Source organism: Erythrobacter sp. AP23 (assembly GCF_001542855.1).
Classification (GTDB): Bacteria; Pseudomonadota; Alphaproteobacteria; order Sphingomonadales; family Sphingomonadaceae; genus Qipengyuania.
Genome location: NZ_LNBY01000017.1, coordinates 236,282 through 257,293 on the forward strand (window position 1 = coordinate 236,282; position 21,012 = coordinate 257,293).

At 61.1% G+C, this 21,012-nt stretch carries 13 protein-coding genes and 1 tRNA gene; 5 read left to right on the plus strand and 9 right to left on the minus strand.

Going from position 1 to position 21,012, the window contains the following annotated elements; genetic code table 11:
- Window positions 1-72: 72 nt before the first annotated feature.
- Window positions 73-3,093: a TonB-dependent receptor gene (locus ASS64_RS11040; RefSeq protein WP_067694180.1), complete on the plus strand. Its 3,021-nt coding sequence runs from the start codon at window positions 73-75 to the stop codon at window positions 3,091-3,093.
- A 58-nt stretch (window positions 3,094-3,151) separates the two neighbouring features.
- Here ASS64_RS11040 and ASS64_RS11045 read toward each other — a convergent pair whose 3' ends face one another.
- On the minus strand, window positions 3,152-3,883 hold the full coding sequence (locus tag ASS64_RS11045) for a queuosine precursor transporter (RefSeq protein WP_067694183.1): 732 nt from the start codon (window positions 3,881-3,883) through the stop codon (window positions 3,152-3,154).
- 62 nt (window positions 3,884-3,945) lie between these two features.
- On the opposite strand from ASS64_RS11045, the gene ASS64_RS11050 reads away from it, so the two are divergent.
- Window positions 3,946-4,022, plus strand: a tRNA-Arg gene (locus tag ASS64_RS11050).
- A 162-nt stretch (window positions 4,023-4,184) separates the two neighbouring features.
- On the opposite strand, the gene ASS64_RS11055 is transcribed toward ASS64_RS11050, so the two are convergent.
- Window positions 4,185-5,585, minus strand: coding sequence for a DcaP family trimeric outer membrane transporter (locus tag ASS64_RS11055; RefSeq protein ID WP_234002386.1), 1,401 nt, complete (start codon window positions 5,583-5,585; stop codon window positions 4,185-4,187).
- Between the two features lie 149 nt (window positions 5,586-5,734).
- Between ASS64_RS11055 and acs the strand changes: the two genes are divergently transcribed.
- Together acs and ASS64_RS11065 are read left to right on the plus strand one after the other, a co-directional pair.
- Window positions 5,735-7,666: an acetate--CoA ligase gene (gene acs / locus ASS64_RS11060; RefSeq protein ID WP_067694186.1), complete on the plus strand. Its 1,932-nt coding sequence runs from the start codon at window positions 5,735-5,737 to the stop codon at window positions 7,664-7,666.
- A 4-nt stretch (window positions 7,667-7,670) separates the two neighbouring features.
- Window positions 7,671-8,309, plus strand: coding sequence for a response regulator transcription factor (locus ASS64_RS11065; RefSeq protein ID WP_067694189.1), 639 nt, complete (start codon window positions 7,671-7,673; stop codon window positions 8,307-8,309).
- Here the strand turns inward: ASS64_RS11065 and ASS64_RS11070 are convergent.
- The 6 genes from ASS64_RS11070 to ASS64_RS11095 form a co-directional block, all read right to left on the minus strand.
- Window positions 8,279-11,677, minus strand: a complete 3,399-nt coding sequence (locus ASS64_RS11070) for a PAS-domain containing protein (protein ID WP_234002387.1) — start codon at window positions 11,675-11,677, stop codon at window positions 8,279-8,281. The genes ASS64_RS11065 and ASS64_RS11070 overlap by 31 nt on opposite strands.
- A gap of 126 nt (window positions 11,678-11,803) precedes the next feature.
- Window positions 11,804-13,579, minus strand: a complete 1,776-nt coding sequence (locus tag ASS64_RS11075; RefSeq protein ID WP_067694192.1) for a sodium:solute symporter family protein — start codon at window positions 13,577-13,579, stop codon at window positions 11,804-11,806.
- Window positions 13,580-13,592: 13 nt separating this feature from the next.
- A complete protein-coding gene (locus ASS64_RS11080; protein WP_083508319.1) occupies window positions 13,593-13,958 on the minus strand; it encodes a DUF4212 domain-containing protein in 366 nt (121 codons plus the stop codon).
- 131 nt (window positions 13,959-14,089) lie between these two features.
- Window positions 14,090-14,755: an exonuclease domain-containing protein gene (locus ASS64_RS11085; RefSeq protein WP_067694198.1), complete on the minus strand. Its 666-nt coding sequence runs from the start codon at window positions 14,753-14,755 to the stop codon at window positions 14,090-14,092.
- 1 nt (window position 14,756) lies between these two features.
- Window positions 14,757-16,619, minus strand: a complete 1,863-nt coding sequence (locus ASS64_RS11090; protein ID WP_067694201.1) for a putative nucleotidyltransferase substrate binding domain-containing protein — start codon at window positions 16,617-16,619, stop codon at window positions 14,757-14,759.
- A 158-nt stretch (window positions 16,620-16,777) separates the two neighbouring features.
- On the minus strand, window positions 16,778-18,490 hold the full coding sequence (locus ASS64_RS11095) for a cation:proton antiporter (RefSeq protein ID WP_067694204.1): 1,713 nt from the start codon (window positions 18,488-18,490) through the stop codon (window positions 16,778-16,780).
- Window positions 18,491-18,615: 125 nt separating this feature from the next.
- Between ASS64_RS11095 and ASS64_RS11100 the strand changes: the two genes are divergently transcribed.
- Complete coding sequence (locus ASS64_RS11100; RefSeq protein ID WP_083508320.1) at window positions 18,616-19,428, plus strand: universal stress protein; 813 nt, start codon at window positions 18,616-18,618, stop codon at window positions 19,426-19,428.
- A gap of 218 nt (window positions 19,429-19,646) precedes the next feature.
- Here the strand turns inward: ASS64_RS11100 and ASS64_RS11105 are convergent, their stop codons facing one another.
- Window positions 19,647-20,939 carry a sugar MFS transporter gene (locus ASS64_RS11105; protein ID WP_067694210.1) on the minus strand — a complete coding sequence of 431 codons (1,293 nt, stop codon included), beginning with the start codon at window positions 20,937-20,939 and terminating at the stop codon, window positions 19,647-19,649.
- Window positions 20,940-21,012 lie beyond the last annotated feature (73 nt).

A 21,012-nucleotide genomic window follows, 5' to 3' on the forward strand; every position in this document is an offset into this window, starting at 1 on the left:
CGTGCATACGAATGTATGATAGCTATGGGATCATAGGCCGCAAAAGACGGCCACATGGAGAGGAGAGGGTTAATGAGGGTAAGGGCTTCCCTGCTCGCGGGGATCTGTGCGAGCGCGATTTCGTTTCCGGCAATCGCGCAAGAGGCTACCGACGACGATCTCACTGATCCGCAGTTCGGCAATACTGTCATCATCGTTACAGCGCAGCGTCAGGCACAGAGCCTGCAGGAAGTGCCGATCGCGGTCAGCGCCTTCGATGCCGAAGCGCTCGAAGCGCAGCAGATCGAGAATGCCAGCGACCTGCAACTGACGCTGCCTAACGTGTCGTTCACCAAGTCCAACTTTACCGCTTCGAGCTTTACGATCCGCGGTATCGGCGACCTCTGCGTCGGCGTGTCATGCGACAGCGCGACCGCAATCCACCTCAATTCTGCGCCGCTGTTCAGCACACGGTTATTCGAGACCGAATATTTCGATCTCGAGCGGATCGAGGTTCTTCGTGGTCCGCAGGGCACTCTGTTCGGTCGCAATGCGACATCGGGCGTGGTCAATGTCGTGACCGCAAAGCCGGAACTCGGTGCCTTCCGCGCTTCCGGCGAATTCGAATACGGCAATTACGACAGCATCAGGGCGCGCGGCATGCTCAACGTGCCGCTGGGCGACACGATGGCGCTGCGGGCCGCAGGCTACTATCTCAATCGTGACGGCTACACGCGCAATCTCTTCGACGGCAGCCGGATCGATGGCCGCGACATGTATGCGGTGCGCGGCTCGTTCCGCTGGGAGCCCGGCCCCGATACGACGATCGACCTTCTGGGTTTCTACTTCCGCGAAGACGACGATCGCCTGCGCATCCAGAAGCAACTGTGCCAGCGCGACCCGACCGGCGTGCTGGGCTGTCTCAACACCCGCCGCGATTTCGCCAAGACGAATGCAAACTCGACCTTCACCGGAACGCTGGGATCGTCGGAATTTCTCGCCATCAACGGAATTCCGGCCACCCTCGGGTTGAATAGCCTTTACGGTCCCGATGCCTATGCGAATTTCAATGAGCCCAACGACGTACGTGTTGTGAACACGCAATTCACGCCCGAGTATTTCTCGGACGAATTGCAGCTGCAGGCTCATGTCGAGCAGGGTTTCGGACCGTTAAAACTCTCGGTGACCGGGACCTATCAGGAAACCGAAGTGGATTCGCGCCAGGATTATAACCTAGGCGTGGGTGCCATACCTCAGGCAGGCACGGCCTTTACGACGCTCAACAGCTTGGCTGCCAATGGCATTCCGATTTTCGATCCCGTAACCGATGCATTTCTTGGGTTCGCGCCCGGCACTGGTGCCTACTTCCAGCCGATCGTCGATGCGTTGTTCGACGGAACGGGCAATCTGTGCGTTTCCGACACACGGCTCGACAATCGCGGTGCGTTCGAAGGGGAGCGGATCTGTACTCCGGACGGGACCCAGTTCGACCGTTCGAACCAGCAGACCAAGGGTTGGTCGGTCGAAGCGATCCTCTCGTCCGATTTCGATGGCCCGTTCAATTTCCTGCTGGGCGGCATCTATGCCGAGAATGAGTTCTCCGAAAATAGCTATTATGTAAATGCCTTCGCGATCGACTATATCGCGGGCGTGTTAGGTTCGTTCACGTCTTTGGGCGGCGGCCTTCCTCCGAGCTACCTCGGCACCTCGTTCTTTCGGAACAATACGTCAGATTTCAAGTTGGAGAGCTTCGGCATCTTCGGCGAAGTGTATTTCGACATAACAGATCGGCTCAAGGTAACCGCCGGCCTGCGTTACAACGATGACAGCAAGTCTATCCAAGCACGGTCTACTCTCGCGAGTTTCCTTGTACCCTATGGGACCACCGATCCGTTCGCTACGCCGTTCGGCGCTGGCTTCGATGCCGACCCTGCGACCAATCCCGATCCGGCCTTGAACCTTGCCAATCCTGGCGATCCGGAGACTACCTGTGCGGACATTTCTCCGGTCGGCCCCATCGGGTCGGTTCCAGGGTGCGAAGCGTTCCAGGAGCGCTCGGTCGGTTTTGACGAAATGACTGGCCGATTTGTGGTCGATTACGAGCTGTCTCCCGACAACCATCTCTATTTCTCATACTCTCGTGGGTACAAATCCGGCGGTATCAATCCACCGTTACAACCGATATTCCAAGTGAATGACAGCTTCGATTCAGAACAAATCGATGCGTTCGAAATCGGATCGAAGAACACTTTCCTCGACGGCAGCTTGCAGGTCAACCTGACCGGTTTCTACTACAAATATTCGGACCTGCAACTCAGCCGCATTATCGCCAGGACGTCGGTCAATGATACGATCGATGCCAAGATATGGGGTCTCGAACTCGAGACGATCATGCGGCCCAGCTACAACTGGCTGATCAATATGAACGTAAGCTATCTCAATGCCGAGGTGGACGGCGATCAGTTCTTCAGCAATCCGCGCGATCCGGGTGGTGGCGATCCCTCCGCAGTGATCATCAAGGATATCACAAACGGAGCGTTGTGCGCAGTGACGGGTGCAGGTGCGAATGCCTTCGTCGGACTTGTTAACGGCGGTCTCGGCCTCCAGGGTCCTGCTCCTTTCCCGGCTGATGGTGGTATCGCTTCGAACGGGGCATTCAGCATCTGCAGCGTGCTTGATGCTCAGACTGCTAATCCGGCCTTCGCCGCGCTTGGGCCACTCAATGTGCTGAGCCCGGGTGTCCAGGTGAACCTGCGCGGCAACAAGCTGCCCCAGGCGCCCGAGTTCAAGGCGTCGATCGGGGTGCAGTATACGGCCGAATTCGACAACGGCATGTCGCTCGTGCCGCGGTTCGACCTCGCCTATACCGGCGAACAGTTCGGCAATGTCTTCAACGGAAATGTTAATCGGATTAAGCCCTTCGTACAGGCGAATGCGCAAATCCAGCTCAACGGCGCCGACGATCGCTGGTTCGTCCGCGGGTTTATCCAGAACATTTTCGACAGCGATTCGGTGACCGGTCTATACGTCACCGATGCCAGCTCGGGCCTGTTCACCAACATCTTCACGCTCGATCCGCGCCGCTATGGCATCGCGATCGGTGCAAAGTTCTAGGATCACGCCTTCATCGGGGGAGGGAAGGGGCGGCCTGCGGGTCGCCCCTTTTTGCCGTTCAGCCCCTCGAAGACGCGAAGGGTGAAAAGTCGGTCTGCGTATCGAAGACCTCCACCCCTTCCGCGCGCTTGAGTGCGCCGACCACTGCGTAGGTTACCGGCGTCAGCAGCGCCTCCCATGCGGTCTTGATCGCCCATTGCGACAGCACGACCTGCCACAACAGCTCGACCGGCCATCCCGCGATCCCCCAGAAAGCCAGCGGATAGAAAATCAGGCTGTCGAGCCCCTGGCCGACCACGGTCGAGCCGATGGTGCGCATCCACAGGTGCCGACCCTGCGTCCAGACCTTCATCTTGGCGAGCACGTAGCTGTTGGCGAACTCGCCCACCCAAAAGGCGATCATCGAAGCAAGAACGATGCGCCAGGAATTGCCAAAGACGAATTCATAGGCCTCTTGCCCCGGCCATCCGTCGGCAGGCGGCAATTGCACCACCACCCAGGCCATGAAGGCCATGAACAGCAGGGCAGCGAAGCCGGTCCAGATCACGCGCCGAGCCCGGGCATAGCCGTAGACCTCGGTCAGGATGTCGCCGATGATGTAGCTGATCGGAAAAAACAGCACGCCCGCACCGAACGACCATTCGCCGACGATCGGCAGCGTGACATAGCTCGGCTTCGACGCCCCGATCAGGTTGGAGAGCAACAGGATCGTGACGAAACCCGCCATCACCAGGTCGTAGTAACGGAACTGCTGCGTGGCGGTCGGGACGGACTGCGGTGCGTTTTTCATGGCAAAGTGGGTTAGTGCCGATTGGCCCGCCGCGAAAGGCGCGTTATGGCGTCCCCCAGAGCGCGCCCGTAGTTCAACTGGATAGAGCACGAGCCTTCTAAGCTTGGAGTTGCAGGTTCGAGTCCTGCCGGGCGCGCCACTTCCACGACCGGTCGGCTCGGCCTGGCGCGGTATCGGCGTCGATCCTGAGGTCCCGAGGGACGAAAGAATGACTCTTTAATCAGGAAATTGGCGGACACCGCGGAACGCGGCTAGCTCCTGAAGGGGGCGAAATGCGTTCGTCGCTCGACCGGGTTCACGCCTAGAAATTGTATCGTGTCGAAACCTGCACGCGCTGGAGGTTGCCGCTGCGTCCGTCTTCGAGCGTTCGTTCGGCGTACATCAGTTCCACCCCGATATCGATCGGATCGACGGGCGACCAGATGAGATTGGCAAGCACGTTCCAGCTCTCGTCGGTTACCTGGTTGGTGGTCAGCAGGATCGGATTGTCGGCCTTGAAATAGGCGCCCGAAATGCTGGAGCGCAGCTTGTCGCTCCACAGGTGCCGGTAGGCGAGAAAGCCCGAATAGGTGAAGATCGGATCGAGATCGCCATTGGCATCGAGCGCGGCGTCGTTGACGATATTGAGCCCGATGTACCGCCCGAGCCCGTCACCAGCGGTGGCCATGAACCGTAAATCGTCGTGCGGGCCGATCTTCAGCTTGCCCGCGACGCTTGCGCCATAGGCCAGCGCGCTGTCCGTGCCGGAGCCGAAATCGTCATCCGTGATCCGCAGGGTGCGAACGATCCCGGCAAGCGAAACCGAACCCCAGTCGCCGGCGAAATTGTAGCGGCCGACGATGTCGGGGAATGTGTCGTCGCCTGCTAGCACGCGCGCTCCGGTGGGCGAAGTCACTGTCGTCTCGGGCTGCTCCACCGCAATCTGCAGCCCGCCCCTGGTGTAGCGGATCATGGGCTGGCGATCGAACACCGTGCCCGGCGTCGCGCCGATGAAATCGAGGCTGTCGGGAAGGGCGCCCACATTCTGGAATGTCGACCAGGCCTGGCCGAACAGCCAGTTGTCGTAGGTTATGTAAGCTTGCCGCAGGCGCGGGACATAGCTGTTCGAAATACGCTCGTCGCCGCCGGGTGTGACCATGAAATCCAGCTCGATATGCGACGCCAGCTTATGCTCTGTGCCGACATCGGTTTCGGTCTTGAAGAAGAATCGCGTCTGGCGCGCATTGAAATCGGTATCGAATCCCGAGGGGGCGCCGCCGACCGGGATCGCACCGGGGATCAGAAAGTCGCGAATGATGCTGCCATCGGCGACGTTGCCACCGCTGAACCGCTGCGAGATCGCGTCGAGCTTGACGTAGCCGCCATAGGCGACGGTGGTTTTGCCGACCTTGAACCCCTTGCCATCCTGCTGACTGGGGGCCGCAGTTTGCTGGGCGAGTTCCGCCTGCTGCGTCTTCAGATCCCGGGTAGCGGCGAGCAGTGCCTCGCTCTGCTCGCGCATCTCGGTGCGGATCGCCGTTTGCTGCGCGGAGTTTGCACCCTCCTGCGCGTCCATCCGCTCAAGCAGGGAACCGACCATCGCCTCGAGCCGGTCGAGGCGTTCTTCGACCGACGCGTCCTGTGCCAGCAAGGGGCTGGCGGTAAGACAAGTGGCCGCCAGCAGGCTGGTGCGGATGGCGATCCGGAGCGTGGTGCGCGGCATGATTGGTCCCTCCCAGGATTGTCGTTGTGCGGAAGAGATTGGCCCAATGTTATGGCGCCGGACAGTTAGCGAAACGTCTTACGACCATTGTCTGAAAGCCAGCCGCGCCAAATTCGCTTAGCTTTTCCGGCGCAAACGGGAGAGTCACGATGATCCAAGCCGTCAAACGTCCTCATGTCGATCACGCGACGCACTGCCGCGCCGGGCAATACGACACCATGTACCAGAGGTCGGTGGAGGATCCGGATGGTTTCTGGCTGGAACAGGCCGCGCGCCTCGACTGGTTCACGCCGCCCACCAAGGGCGGCGAATGGTCGTTCGATCCGGTCGAGATAAACTGGTTCGCCGACGGCACGGTCAACCTGTGCCACAACGCGGTCGACCGCCATCTCGATACGCGTGGGGACCAGGTGGCGATCATCTTCGAGCCCGACGATCCGGCGACGCCGGGCCGCACGCTGACCTATCGCGAGCTGCACGGCGAAGTGCTGCGCATGGCCAATGCGCTGAAGGCGATGGGCGTCGCCAAGGGTGACCGGGTCACGATCTACATGCCGATGATCGTCGAGGGTGTCACCGCGATGCTCGCCTGCGCGCGGATCGGCGCGATCCACTCGGTCGTGTTCGGCGGTTTCTCGCCCGAGGCGCTGGCGGGCCGGATCGAGGATTGCGGCAGCCGGTTTGTCATCACCGCCGACGAGGGGCTGCGCGGATCGAAGCGCGTGCCGCTCAAGGCCAATGTCGATGCCGCTCTCGCCGAACCCGATCACGATACACCGCTCGACGGGATGCTGGTGGTGAGGCACACCGGCGCCGATATCGCGATGGCGAAGGGCCGCGATCACTGGTTCCATGACATCGCGAGCGATGCCGATGTCCCGTGCGAGGAAATGGCGGCGGAAGACCCGCTGTTCATCCTCTACACCTCGGGCTCGACCGGCAAGCCCAAGGGCGTGCTGCACACCACCGGCGGATATGGCGTATGGACCGCAGCGACGTTCAATTACGTGTTCGACTACCAGCCGGGCGAAATCTACTGGTGCACGGCCGATATCGGCTGGGTCACGGGGCACAGCTACATCGTTTACGGTCCGCTGATCAACGGGGCGACCAGCGTCGTCTTCGAAGGGGTGCCCAACTATCCCGATCACGGCCGCTTCTGGGACGTGGTCGATAGGCACAAGGTCAATATCCTCTATACTGCACCGACTGCGATCCGCGCGCTCATGCGTGAAGGTGACGACTTCGTGACCAGCCGTGACCGGTCGTCGCTGCGACTCCTCGGCAGCGTGGGCGAGCCGATCAATCCGGAGGCCTGGCGTTGGTATTTCGAGGTCGTCGGCGACAGCCGTTGCCCGATCGTCGATACCTGGTGGCAGACCGAAACCGGCGGCGTCATGATCACGACACTTCCGGCGGCGCACGACATGAAACCGGGAAGCGCTGGCCTGCCGTTTTTCGGCATCCAGCCGCAGCTGGTCGACCATGAGGGAGCCGTTCTCGACGGTGCGGTCGAGGGAAATCTGTGCATCACCGCCAGCTGGCCGGGCCAGGCGCGCAGCGTCTACGGCGACCACGACAGGTTCGAGCAGACCTATTTCTCGACCTACAAGGGCAAATACTTCACCGGCGACGGATGTCGCCGCGACGAGGACGGCTATTACTGGATCACCGGCCGCGTCGATGACGTGATCAACGTTTCCGGTCACAGGATGGGTACCGCCGAGGTCGAGAGCGCGCTCGTCCTGCACGACAAGGTCGCCGAAGCGGCGGTGGTCGGCTACCCGCACGACATCAAGGGGCAGGGCATCTATTGCTACGTCACGCTCAATGCTGGCGAAGCGGGCTCCGACGATCTCTATGCTGGGCTGCGCCAGCACGTGCGCAAGGAAATCGGCCCGATCGCGACGCCCGACCACATCCAGTTCACCGATGGCCTGCCCAAGACCCGCTCGGGCAAGATCATGCGCCGGATCCTGCGCAAGGTCGCCGAGAACGACTACGGTTCGCTCGGAGACACGTCGACCCTGGCCGATCCATCACTGGTTGATCGATTGATCGAAGGGCGGCAAAATCGCTGACGCCATGGCACAGCGGATCATCATCGCGGACGATCATCCCCTCTTTCGTACGGCTCTCGGCCACGCGGTCGGCAAGGTCTGGCCCGAGGCTGCAATTGTCGAGGCAAGTTCCGCGGGCGAGGCCCGCACCGCACTTGGCGAAGGCGAGCCCGAAGCGCTGTTGCTCGACCTTCACATGGAAGATTCGAACGGTTTGTCGGTGCTGATGGACATGCGCCAGGACTTTCCCGCCTTGCCCATCGCCATTGTCTCGGCGAGCGAGGAAACGCGCGTCTTCGCCGCGGCAAGCCAATTGGGGGCAGCAGCGTTCATTCCGAAATCCTCCGGGCTCGACGAAATGCGCTCTGCGCTCGCTGCGGTTCGGGACGGCGACAGATGGTTCCCCGATTGCGATGGCAGTGAGGACGACGATCTCGCAAAGATCGCCAGCCTCACGCCCGCGCAGCGCCGCATACTGGGCGCGATCCGTCAGGGCCTGCTCAACAAGCAGATCGCATATGAACTCGATATCAGCGAGGCGACGGTCAAGGCGCATATCACTGCGATCTTCCGCAAGCTCGGCGTGAACAATCGCACGCAGGCTGTGCTTCTGGCTGCGAAGCTCGACGTCGATCAGCCGGTGGCCGATTCCGCGTCGGTGTGACCGCCCTCGCGCGAGCCTTGGATAAGACATGTCGAAATGAGGGCGCGGAGCGATGCCGGTGAAGAGGGCTTGAGCAAGCGGTTCGCTCCCATGTTGCGGGCTGCGATCTTGGTTTCCTCCGAGTCTTCTGCGGTCAGCAGGATAGCCGGAACCTTGCTGCCCCAGGACCGGCATAGGGCCGCATAGACGGCATCGCCGCGCTCATCGCCATCAAGCCGGAAATCCATGATGACGATCTCTGGCGTGTCGGGACAAAGGTCGAGCGCCTGCGACAGCGAGGCTGCGCAGATCGCGGACAAGCCCCATTTGTCGAGCAGGGCGGACGTTGCCGTGAGTGCCGAGCGGTCGTTGTCGACCACGAGCACGCGGGCGTCACCGAGAGCCTGCACCGGCTTGCGCGATGGCTGCTTGCGGCTCGCCTTGGCCCAATGTGTCGCCGACATGTACAGGGCGAACTGGCTTCCGCGCCCGGGCTGGGAAGTGGTTTCGATATGGAGGCCGAGGAGCCGTGTGGTTCGACGCACGATCGCCAGGCCGAGGCCGAGACCTTCGCGGTCGGTCGAATTGCCGCGATTGAACTCTTCGAAGATTGCGTCGCGATCCTCGGGTTCTATCCCGCGACCGGTATCGACTACGCATACGCGCAATTCCGGATCACCGCGGCGCACGCCGATCACCAGTCCGCCTGTATCAGTATAGCGTATCGCATTGCTGACCAGATTGCGCAGCACGCTGGTGATCAGCGCGCGATCGGTTTTCACCCAGGCGCTTGTCGACACCCGGCGCAGCTTCAAGCCCTTAGCGGCCGCCTGCACTGCGAATTCCCGCTCGATCTCCAGGAGAACCCGGTCCAGCGCGACCGGCTCGATCCTCGGCACTATGCCCCCGGCATCGAGTTTCGAGATGTCGAGCAGCGTTCGGATCAGCCGATCCGCCGACACGATCGACCCATCGAGATCGCGCACCAATCTTTCGAGATCGCTTTTTCCGGCGACTTCTTCCCCCAGCGCCGAGGTGAACAGGCGGGCTGCGTTGAGCGGCTGGATGAGATCGTGGCTCGCGGCTGCGAGAAATCGCGTCTTCGAACGGGTCGCTTCGGACAGCGCCGAATTGGCCCTGCTCAACTGCTCGGTTCGCTCGGCGACCTTTTCTTCGAGCGCCTGTTCAGCGCGGCGATCTTCGGTAATGTCGGTATATGATGTCGTGTAGCCGCCGCCCGGCGTCGGCGTGCCCACGATCCGCATGATGCGTCCGTCGGATTGCTCGCTCTCGATTCTGTGTTCGCGCCCCGCTCGCATGTGTTCCAGGCGCCGCGTGACCTGCTGTTCGATCACGTCGGCAGGAAGATCGGTTCGCTTCAGATTGAACCGGATCAGCTCGGCAATAGGCGTCCCGACGCACACCAATTCTTCGGGTAGGTCGAACAATTCCTGATAGCGGCGGTTCCATGCGACCAGGCGCATTTCCGCGTCGACCAGCGCGACGCCCTGGTCGATATTCTCGATCGCGATCTGCAGCAGTTCGGCGCTGAAAGACAATCGCCGGTTGGTCTCGTCGAACATGGCGACGACCTCGGCCAAGGGGATGGGATCACCATCCGACCACGACCCCACGAGCATCCGTGCAGAAGGTGTACCGATGACCCCCGAAATCGTCCGCTCGGCCATCTCGATCACCGCCTGATCGGCAGGCTGATTGTCGGAATAACCGCCACATAAAGCAGCAATGCTTCTGTCGGCGTGTTCCCGCCCGACGAATTGGGTAAGGAGCAACCGCACATCGGCTACGCGCTTGTTGGTCGCCAGACGCGGGGTCGCCCCTGGCATTGGCGTACCGACGAACGCCGCCGCCTGGGCAGCGTCGACCAGCGAAGCTTGCCGCATCGACGAGCCGATCCAATAAGCGGCAAGGTTTGCGCCCAGGCTCAGAATCACCCCGGAAACCAGAGGATCCGGGTGGATCGAGATAATCGGTGCCTTTTCCGTCGCTGCGGGCAGGATCAACAAGACGAGCCAAAGCGCGACCCCGACCCCGAGCCCCGCAAGCATACCCGCCTTGTTTCCTGCCCGGCTCACCATGCCGAGCACGAGGCCGGGGGCGAACTGCGCGGCAGCTGCGAAGGCGAGCGTGCCGAGCCCCGCCAGGCTGCCGAGCGCACCAAAGCCAAGGTAGAAGAGATAGGCGAAGAACAGCAGCGCGGCGATGACCAGTCGGCGGACCATCAGCAACCGCTCCGCAATCTGGCTCCGGTCGCCGGACCCGCTCAGCGCGCGGCGAAATGCAAGCGGCGCGATGATGTCGTTGGTGATCATGGTCGATAGCGCCACGCTGGCGACGACGATCATTCCCGCCGAAGCCGAAAAGCCGCCGATGAAGACGAGCAGGGCGAGCGCCTCGTTCCCGGCCGCAAGCGGCAAGGCGAGCACGATCGTGTCGGGGTCGGTGCCCGCGGGAAGCGCCGTCAGACCGGCCAATACGATCGGAATGATGATAATCGCCGTGACGAGCAGATAGGCGGGAAATACCCATTGCATGGCGGGTGTCGCGCGTTCGCCGCCTGCCTCGACGAAACTCATATGGAACTGCCGTGGCAAGCACAGGGCGGCGCATGCCGCGATGAGCGTGAGGGTCACGAAGCGTGCGTTGATCTGGCTGGTCGAAAAGACATTACCCGGATCGATGGCAGGCCCTTGTGCGCCGGAAATCACCATCAGTGCCAGCACAGCAACCGCAATCAGGGCAACCAGCTTGACCACCGCCTCCACCGCGATGGTGAGCACCATCCCTGCATTGTCACCGGCTCGGTCCGCGCGCCGCGATCCGAACAGGATCGCGAACAGCGCCATCGATCCGGCGACCAGCAGGACCAGCTCGTCCGCTGCGACCTGGCCGAGGAGTTCGGGACTGAGCGTCAGCAGCGATGCGCCCACCGATTGCAACTGCAGCGCCATATAGGGAAGCGATCCCATGGTCGCGATGATCGTGACCATGGCGGCAACGCTCGCGCTTTTCCCGTATCGTGCCGAGAGAAAATCGGCGATCGAGGTGGAATGCTGCGCCTTCGATTGTGCGAGGATACTGCGGACAAGGCCGAATCCAACGGTGAAGACGAGAATAGGCCCGAGATAGATCGGAAGGTAATCGAGGCCGGCAGTCGCCGCGGTACCGACACCGCCGAAGAACGTCCAGCTGGTGCAATAGACCGCGAGGCTGAGACCGTAGATCAGCCCCGCATGCCTCGAAAGAAAATCGGGCTTGCCGCCCGCCGTCGTTTCGGCCCGCGCGGTGCGATCACGCCAGGCTGCGAGCCAGAACAAGCCGGCCAGATAGAAGCAAGCTGCGGCGACCGCCGCGCCGAGCAACATCATTCCTCTCCTCTCACTAGGGGAGGCTACGCAAAATGGCGCGAGGTGCAAGCGCGTCGCCCGAAAGGAGAAGGGGCGGCGCACGAACCGGCACTGCCCCTTCCGTCATGCAACCCTGTCGGGTCGTGTTCAGTGCGCGTGGGCTTCTCCCGCACCACGCGGCACGCGGATCGAATCCACCAGCTTGCGAATGTCCTTCGGAGTGCTCGTCGTCATGCTGGCGACTGCGATGGCGGCGCCGAAATTGATCAGCATGCCTATCACTCCGATGCCTTCGGGGGAGATACCGAAGAGCCAGTTCTCTGCCGTGTTCGCGGCCGGGTTCATCAGCTTGAAGTATAAGATGTAACCAAAAGTGAACACGAGCCCCGAGACCATTCCGGCAATGGCTCCTTCCTTGTTCATCGACTTGAAGAAGATGCCCATGAAGATTGCCGGGAAGAGGCTCGATGCTGCAAGTCCGAACGCGAATGCGACGACCTGGGCCACCCATCCTGGCGGGTAGATTCCCAGATAGCCTGCCACCAGGATTGCCGCCGTTGCCGCAATTCTCGCCGCGAGCAGTTCGGTCTTGGCCGATATCTTCGGGGCGAACGTACTCTTGAGCAAGTCGTGGCTGATCGAACTCGAGATCACCAGGAGGAGCCCCGCTGCCGTAGACAAGGCTGCGGCAAGACCGCCAGCCGCCATCAGTGCGACCACCCAGCCTGGCAGATTGGCAATCTCCGGATTGGCGAGAACCATGATGTCGCGGTCGACATAGACCTCGTTCGCGCTGTCCGGATTCGGCGTGTTCGCAACGACCCGCTCGCCCGATTCACCGGTTTCCCCGGTGAAGACCGGCTTGCCTTCGAACGCGTCGCCGCTGCGATATTGCATCACGCCGTCGCCGTTCTTGTCCTGCCAGGCGATGAGATCGGCGCCTTCCCAGTTGGTGAACCAGCTCTCGGCCTCGCTATATTCGGTTCCGTCGGTCTTGTTGACGAAGTTGTAGATGCCGAACGCGCCCACCGCCGGAGCGGTAGTGTAAAGCATCGCGATGAAAACCAACGCCCAGCCTGCCGATTTGCGCGCATCCGATGCCTTGGGCACGGTGAAGAAGCGCACGATCACATGCGGCAGGCCTGCAGTACCGACCATCAAGGCCATGGTGATGCAGAACATGTCGATCATGCTTTTCGAGCCGGCCGTGTATTGAGTGAAGCCGAGCTCCACGAGCACGTTGTCCAGCTTCTGCAGGACATGCATCCCCGATCCGTCGTTCAACTCCGAGCCCAGGCCGAGCTGGGGGATCGGGTTGCCGGTCAGCATGAAGCTGATGAAGAATGCGGGAACCATATAGGCGAAGATCAACACGCAATATTGCGCAACCTGAGTATAGGTTATGCCCTTCATTCCGCCCAGGACGGCGTAAATGAAGACGATCCCCATGCCGATGATCACGCCCATCGTGATGTCCACCTGCAGGAATTGCGAGAACACGATTCCCACGCCGCGCATCTGCCCGGCGATATAGGTGAAACTGATGAAAATAAGGCAGATCACGGCCACGACCCGTGCGGTCTTCGAATAGTATCGCGTGCCGATGAAGTCGGGCACCGTGAACTGGCCGAACTTGCGCAGGTATGGCGCCAGCAACAGGGCCAGCATGACATAGCCGCCGGTCCACCCCATCAGGTAGACCGACCCATCATAGCCCATGAAGGCGATCAATCCGGCCATCGACAGGAAGCTTGCCGCACTCATCCAGTCGGCTGCCGTGGCCATTCCATTGACGACGGGGTTCACTCCGCCGCCGGCGACATAGAAGTCTTTCGTCGAACCCGCTCGGCTCCAGATAGCGATGCCGATGTACAGGGCGAAGCTGGCACCGACGAAGAGATAGATCAGGGTTTGCGTTTCCATTGCTCAGTCCCCCTCAATCGTCGAGATCGTACTTGCGCTCGATCTGCTTCATACGAACGACGTAGAAGAAGATCAGCGCGATGAAGATGTAGATCGAGCCCTGTTGCGCGAACCAGAAGCCGAGCGGGTATCCGCCGAGCATGAACTGGTCGAGGAAGCCTCGGAACAGGATCCCTGCGCCATAGGAACAGGCAAACCATATCGCCATCAGGCCAATGAGCAGGCGGAGGTTTTCGCGCCAGTATGCGCCTTCGGTCTCGCTTGTTTCGCTGTCGTCGGGATTCCGTGGCATCGGCCCGGAATTTTCTGCGGCCGGATTACCGTCCTCGTCGGGGCTGCCGTGTCCGCCGGGATCGGTCGGTGAGTTTGAAGTATTCATGTCCCTCCCTTTCGCTTGGGCTGGAGACGACGTGCCATTGACGCACGCAATTCTCGAACCATCGCCAGCAGGCTACGGCCCTTGCGCGCGGCGAACGAGGGAGACTTTAGTCTTAGAGCCTTTGGAGGTGCCTATCGTCTCTCGAGCTGGCCCAGCGTCGCATCGGCGGGCAGGCGACTGAGCTGGGCCTGAAACAGTTCGGCGGCAGCGATTGCGTCGGTCAATGCATCATGCGCGCGATATTCGGGCAGGCCGTAACGATGCCGACTTGGCCCAAGCCTGTAGGCTTGCGAGCCCACCAGACGCGGCTTGAGGTGTTTTTCCAGTACCAGAGTGCAGATGCCCCATATCGGAACATCGACCCCGTAGAGAGCGCGCGTAGCACGTTGGAGGGCATATCGCTCAATCGCCTCTCCATGGGCGACCATTACCCGCCCGGCCAGCATGGCGATCAATTCGGGTACGACATCGCGCAGCCTCTGTCCGTTGGCGGCGCGCTGTTCCCCGATGCCGTGTATCGTAACCGCGGTATCGTCCAATTCCGCGGAGCTTCGGATATCGACCGAATGCGCCTCTTCGAGCGAGATCGTAGTGCCGACGAACGGCACCCACCCCGCCTGCAGGAGATGCGCGTCCTTGCGCAGCCCGTCGAGTTCGAAATCGAGGGCGAGATAGGAGGCCTCCGTGGCGCGGCAGTCCCGCTGCGGCCATGCCGCATTGGCGTAGTCGCGCAAGACGGAGTGGTCGCTTTGCCGCAGCGATCGCAACGCGCGCTCGAACCGCCACCGGGCGAACATTTCAGGCAATACCGCCGGCGAAATTCCGGCGCAGCGCTTCCAATGCCGATCGGATCAGGGAAAACGCGTCCTTGAGATAGTCGCGCTCCAACGGGGATAGCGTATCCGGCGCAATCAGATTGTCCGCCGCCTCGCCGCGCTCGACCTGCCTTGCCTGATGTGCGATCCGCATTTCGTTCACCAGAAGCATTGCATCCTCCAGGCTCTGGGCATCGTCGCGATTCATCTTCCCCGCTTGCGCCAGAGCGCGCAGCCGAGCGACGGTGCCAACCTCGTCCAGACCTGCTGCGAGTGCATGGGTGCGTGCGATATCGATGATCGGCATGATCGCCTGCCGCTTGGCATCGAACACTCTCTGCCCGTCATCCGCTGTTTCGAGAACCAGATTGCGAAAAATCCCCAGCGGTACCTTGCTGCGCAATGCATCGCGCGCAAGGTAGCTCACGAACAGCGGGCTGTCCTTGACCAGGGCAACGGTTCGCTCGTGCAGCCTGCGCGACAGCGAGGCATCCCCGTGGATGTGGCGCATGTCGAAGAAGATTGTAGCACGCAGGATGCGGTCTTCATCGGGCCGTGAAATCCACTGCGCGTACCGATCGCACCATCCTGCAAGCGTCTGCCGTTGATCGGCATTCTTCGCCATGATGCCGCCTCTGCAATAGACGTATCCGCAATCATCGAGCAGATCGGAAATGCGCGTGCCAAGCTTCTCGAAATAGCTTCCGTCCTTTTCCTCGGTTTCATCTGCGAGCACGAGGCCATTGTCCTGATCGGAACCGACAAGCTGTTCTTCGCGGGCCAGGGAACCGAACACCACCAGCGCATAACGATTGGGCGGCTCGCCCAGTTCGGCTTCGGCGAGCTGGGCGGCCTTGCGATGCACGGCTTCGCCCAACGCAGAGGTGAAGCGCATCGCTTGCGCCGCATGCACGCCCGAATCCACCATGACGGTGAAGCTTTCCGGAATGCGCCTTGCCACCTCGATCAATTCCTTCGGCGTCCGCGCGCGTGCAATCATCACCCCAAGATCGATTGCATTGTTGCCGACCGCAGCAAGAATGTCGGTGGCGCTCAAAATGCCCGACAGCGCCCCGGCCTCGTCGAGAAGTGGAATGTGGCGAAAGCCGCCACTCGTCATCAGCGCCATCGCTTCGGCGGCGCTGCTGTCGGTCGACAGGGTAAGTGGCGACGGGGTCATCACATCACCGATCTTGCCCTCAAGCGGTAAACCCGCCGCCACGACACGGTTGCGCAGATCCTTGTCGGTGAAGATTCCGGTCAGAGCCCCCTCGTCGTAGATCGCGAGCGTACTGACATCGCGCGCGTGCATCAGCTGAACGGCATCGGCGATGGTTGTTTCACTGGGACATGAAACCGGCATGCTGCGACGGATGAGTTTTCCCGCCATCTCCCGATCGAGTTGGAAGCCCGCTGCCTGCTGACGGTCCTTCAGGGCGTGAGCGATCCGCGCGGCTTCGCCTTCCGCGAAAAACTTCCGAAATCGCGGACAGCTATCGCGCAGCGCGTGAAAGCGATCGGCCGGAACCGCATAAAGCAAGGTATCTTCGATCGCGACCGTCGTGTTGTGCACTTCGCCTCCGCGCAAGAGCGATGGATATGCAAAGGTCGATCCCGTTGCGAGGCGGGCCGTGAGGTCGTTTCCCGCAAGGCGCAGCTCGACCGCACCTGACCGGACAATGAAGAGGCGATCATTCTGATCCCCGGCGGTAACGATGGCGCTCCCCGATCTGGCGTAGCGAACTTCGATCGTACGACTGAGAGCAGCGCGTTCGGCGTCCGAAAGCGCCTCGAATGGAGGAGTCCGCTCTAGAAATCCGGCAATTTCCGCAATCTCGACCGTCATTTTGCGACTATTACATCACATCTCGTTGCGATCACATTGGACGATCGTATCAAGCCAAAAAACCGGGTCGATCGAAATCGGTCGGGACTTGTATCGATGCGCATGAATGTCCGGCTCCCCTTGCACCCTTGGCTGCCGCAGCGGACTTTTGATCGCCTCTAACAGCGCTCTAGCTGGATACGGCGTTGAATCGATTCGTCATCCAGTCCACACCCTTCCAGAACTCTCGCAGCAAGCTGCAGGCTTGCTTCGACCGTTTCGGGAACCGTGGCGGTTGCTCCCACGTCCGACAGGCGATCGGCCTGACCTTTGTCTCGGGCTCGAACGAATAGTGGAACATGCGGTGCGGCCTCGCGCATGCTCACGGTCAAGGCTTCCGTATTCCTTTCATCCCCGATCGTTATGACCAGAGCAGTGGCTTGCTTCACCTCGGCGGCTTGCAAAACCTCTATACGAGACGCGTCCCCGTACCGTACCGGCAAGCCTACCGCCCGAGCCTCGGAGGCCACGGTGGGATCCTTGTCGATCGCGATATATCGAAGGCCTTCCCGATCGAGGATCGAAGCGATCACGCGGCCAACTCTTCCGAAGCCCGCGATTACGACATGCCCCTCGAGATCTTCGGCCGGATCGCCGGAACCCGCGGGCAGGGCGGCGGCGCGTTCCTCGAGCCTGCTGCCCAGCTTTCGCGCAAGTCCTTCCAACGCGGGGGTGAGCACCATGGTCAGGCTGGCGACAATCAGCATGAACTGACCTGTGTCGCCGGGCAGCAATCCAACCGACATCGCGAGGCCTACCACGATAAAGGCGAATTCTCCGGCCTGGGCAAGGAGCAGTCCCGCTTCCACCGCGCGATGAAGCGGGGCCTTCCACAGCAGCAGGAGACCCACGTTCAAGGTAGCCTTGATGGCAAGCAGACCGACCACCGAAGCGGCGATCCAGAAAGGAGAATCCCCCAGGACCCGCCAATCGATACCCATACCGACCGACATGAAGAACAGGCCGAGCATCAGGCCTTTGAACGGTTCGATATCGACTTCGACCTGGTGCCGATATTCGGTTTCGGCAATCAGCAGTCCCGCGAGGAACGCCCCGAGCGCCATCGACAGCCCGACCACCCCGGTAATCGCTGCTGTTCCCAAAGCGATCAACAGGATCATTGCCATGAAGGCTTCGCGGCTGCCGGTTTGCGCGATCGTCCGGAATATGGGCCGCAGCAGCAGGCGGCCCACGGCATAGATGACGATGACCGTCACCGCGGCTTCCGCCAGCGCGATCGCCAGCCCGCCGAACACTCCCTCGCCGGCCGAAGCCGTGCCGAGGACGCCGACGATGAACAGGATCGGGACGACGGCGAGGTCCTGCATCAGCAGGACCGAAAATGCGAGCCGACCTACGGGCGTGGTAAGCCGGCTCTTCTCGATCAGCAATTGCATGACGATCGCCGTGGAAGAAAGGGCCAGGCAGGCGCCCAGGACGAGCGCGACGGGCCCCGGATTGCCCCAGGCATAGGCAATGCCGCCGATGAGCGATCCGGTCAGGATGATCTGCGCACTTCCCAAACCAAAAACGAACCGGCGCATCGACCACAGGCGGTCGAGCGATAGCTCTAAACCGATTGCGAAGAGGAGAAACACCACGCCAACCTCTGCCAGAGCGCGCACACCATCGAGATCGTCGATCACAAGAAATGCGGCGAGAGGAACATCGTCCGCCAGCAGCCCCAGACCGAAGGGCCCTATCAGCCCGCCGATGAGCAGATATCCGAGAACCGGACTGACCCTGCGCTGAAGTACGGGAACGACGAGACCCGCCACAACGAGGAATACGATGACTTCCCGCAGGTAAGGGATGTGGAGCTGCGATTCCATTATCGCGACCTTCCGAGAAACGACCGGACTTGTCGATACCGCAATGCGCAAATCCCTTGGTCTCGGAAGCCCTGGATGTTAGGAATCCCCGCGCATGGGAAGGGTTGCAACAGTCGAGTAAAGTCATGAGCAATAAGATTATTGTCGGAACGGATTTTCGAGCAGAGGCTGATCGCGCAATCGATAGAGCGTTGAAGCTGGGCGAAGAGTGGGACTTGGACGTCGTAATCGTTCACGCACTCGATCCTTCACTGGGCGAACCGCCGCCGAGGGCGGAACTCGACCGGCGCATGCGCTCCGTGCTTCCCGATCCCGAAATGGAAGTAACGTTTCGCTATCCGATGGATCGCGCCGATTACGCCATCGCCGGCGTGGCCGAAGAAGAAGATGCGCGGTTGGTCGTGCTTGGCGTGGCCCGGTTCAACAGCCTGAGAGACTTCTTGCTGGGAACGGCCGTGGACTATGTGATCCGCCATTCCCCGGTCCCAACGCTGGTGGTCAAGAACCGGCCGACCGGGCCCTATCGACGCATTGTCTGTGCAACGGACTTCTACCCGCCCTCGCGCCATGCGCTGGAAAAAGCGGCGGACCTGTTTCCGGATGCCGATCTGCAGTTGATCCACGCTTACCACGTACCGTTCGAAGGGTGGCAAAAAGCGGAATACGTGCGCAAGGACGTCGAAAAGGCCGAGCGGAAGGTTTTCAAGGAATTCATGAATGAGCTTCGCCCTGAAACGCGGGAGCGAGTAACCCCTCATCTCGTCTACGGCAGTGCTGCAGGGGCGCTGAGAAAGGACATTCGTGATAGCGAGGCAGACTTGCTGGTCTTGGGAACGCATGGGGAGTCCGCACTCCGGCACGCGACCATCGGCAGCACGGCCAACGAACTGCTCCGCAGTCTTCCGATCGACACGCTCGTTATCAAGAACCACGAGTGACGCGGAGGCCGCATATTTCGGCGCGCGGATGGCCGGCATTTCTTCGCCCTATGCCCTATACGGAATGCGTCGCTGATACCTTTCGCTTCATGGCCTGCCCCTTCTGATTGGCGAAGCCAGGCGGGCCCCCGCGCGGTCCTGACCGATATATCCCGGCTGCGGTGTTCCCGCAGCCGGGATTTGACCTCGATGCGTCGATTCAGCCGATGGCAAGCGGGTCAGGCGGGACGCCGCGCGAATATGCCGAAACCCGCGATTATCGCGTAGCAGGCAATGGGTAGGACCATTGCGACCGCGAGACTGCCACTGACATCGGCCAGCATGCCGTAAAACAGGGGAACCACGGCGCCTCCGAAGATGGCCACGTTGATGATGCCGGAACCATCCGCCGCGCGCGAACCAAGTTTCTCGCAGGCGAGCGAGAATATGGTGGGGAACATGATCGAGTTCATCAGCCCCACCGCAAGCAGCGCATAAGCCGAGACTTCGCCCGTCGTCAGTGCACTGATGAGGATGAGCATAATCGAACCGGTGGCATTGAAGGCTAGGATCTTGCCCGGCGAGAAAATCCGCAGGAAGTAGGAGCCGATGAACCGGCCGACCATCGCTCCGCCCCAGTAGAGGCCGATCATCCAGCCGATCACGCTTTCGGGCTGGTCGAGCACGCGATCCTGCGCGAGGTAATTGATGATGATCGAGCCAATCGACACTTCTGCGCCGACATAGAGAAAAATACACAGCGCGCCGTAGCCGAAGCGGCTGCGCTTCAGCAGGTCGAGGCCGGCGAGGCCGGAGGACGCTTCGTGCTTCTCGCCCTTGAGGCGATTGCGGAACAGCCAGACCGCCAAGGCAACCGATGCGATGAGGATCGCCACGCCGAGGTAACCCTGCCAGATCGCTTCGCTTTCAGCCTGGCGATAGGCGATGAGCTCGCTGCCGGAAAGATCCGCCGCAGTCACATTTGCCAGACTGCCGAGGATGATCACGGACCCGGCGATCGGAAAGATGGTCGTGCCGAGCGAATTGAAGGCCTGGGCAAAGGTCAGTCGACTATGAGCCGTTTGCTGAGGGCCGAGAAGGCTGATCAGCGGATTGGCCACCACCTGTACGATCACTACGCCGCTGGCGAGAATGAATAGGGCTGCGAGGAATACCCAGTACGTTGCCGTCTGGCTTGCCGGTATGAACATCAGGCAACCGACCATCATCGTCAGCAGGCCTGCAACCGCGCCGCGCATGTAACCCAGCTTCTTGACCAGCTTTGCTCCGGGAATTCCCACTACGAGATAGGCGGCGAAGAAGCAGAACTGCACCAACATTGCCTGCGTATAGTTGAGCGTGAACAGCTCTTTCAGCTTCGGGATGAGTACGTCGTTGAGAGAGGTGATACCGCCAAAGATGAAAAACAGGCCGAAGACGAAATAGTTGAGGCCGGGCGCAACGATCCCGTTGTCATTGTCCTCGATCGGGACCGAATCGGTGCTCGTTGCAAGATCGGGTGCGAGTGCCATTTAGTTTTCCTCTTTCGATCCGGTGCGCCCTGTCGGCGCCCGGCGATGTTTTCTTCCCTTCGGCCGTGCCGAT

Bases quoted from the DNA above. Each gene is read 5' to 3' on its own strand.
- acs (WP_067694186.1), top strand. From the start codon at position 5,735: ATGATCCAAGCCGTCAAACGTCCTCATGTCGATCACGCGACGCACTGC.
- ASS64_RS11095 (WP_067694204.1), bottom strand. From the start codon at position 18,490: ATGGAATCGCAGCTCCACATCCCTTACCTGCGGGAAGTCATCGTATTC.
- ASS64_RS11080 (WP_083508319.1), bottom strand. From the start codon at position 13,958: ATGAATACTTCAAACTCACCGACCGATCCCGGCGGACACGGCAGCCCC.
- ASS64_RS11085 (WP_067694198.1), bottom strand. From the start codon at position 14,755: ATGTTCGCCCGGTGGCGGTTCGAGCGCGCGTTGCGATCGCTGCGGCAA.
- ASS64_RS11075 (WP_067694192.1), bottom strand. From the start codon at position 13,579: ATGGAAACGCAAACCCTGATCTATCTCTTCGTCGGTGCCAGCTTCGCC.
- ASS64_RS11090 (WP_067694201.1), bottom strand. From the start codon at position 16,619: ATGACGGTCGAGATTGCGGAAATTGCCGGATTTCTAGAGCGGACTCCT.
- ASS64_RS11040 (WP_067694180.1), top strand. From the start codon at position 73: ATGAGGGTAAGGGCTTCCCTGCTCGCGGGGATCTGTGCGAGCGCGATT.
- ASS64_RS11065 (WP_067694189.1), top strand. From the start codon at position 7,671: ATGGCACAGCGGATCATCATCGCGGACGATCATCCCCTCTTTCGTACG.
- ASS64_RS11055 (WP_234002386.1), bottom strand. From the start codon at position 5,585: ATGCCGCGCACCACGCTCCGGATCGCCATCCGCACCAGCCTGCTGGCG.
- ASS64_RS11070 (WP_234002387.1), bottom strand. From the start codon at position 11,677: ATGATGTTGCTCGGCGCGGCGGTCGCCGCAGCTTGCTTCTATCTGGCC.
- ASS64_RS11045 (WP_067694183.1), bottom strand. From the start codon at position 3,883: ATGAAAAACGCACCGCAGTCCGTCCCGACCGCCACGCAGCAGTTCCGT.
- ASS64_RS11105 (WP_067694210.1), bottom strand. From the start codon at position 20,939: ATGGCACTCGCACCCGATCTTGCAACGAGCACCGATTCGGTCCCGATC.
- ASS64_RS11100 (WP_083508320.1), top strand. From the start codon at position 18,616: ATGAGCAATAAGATTATTGTCGGAACGGATTTTCGAGCAGAGGCTGAT.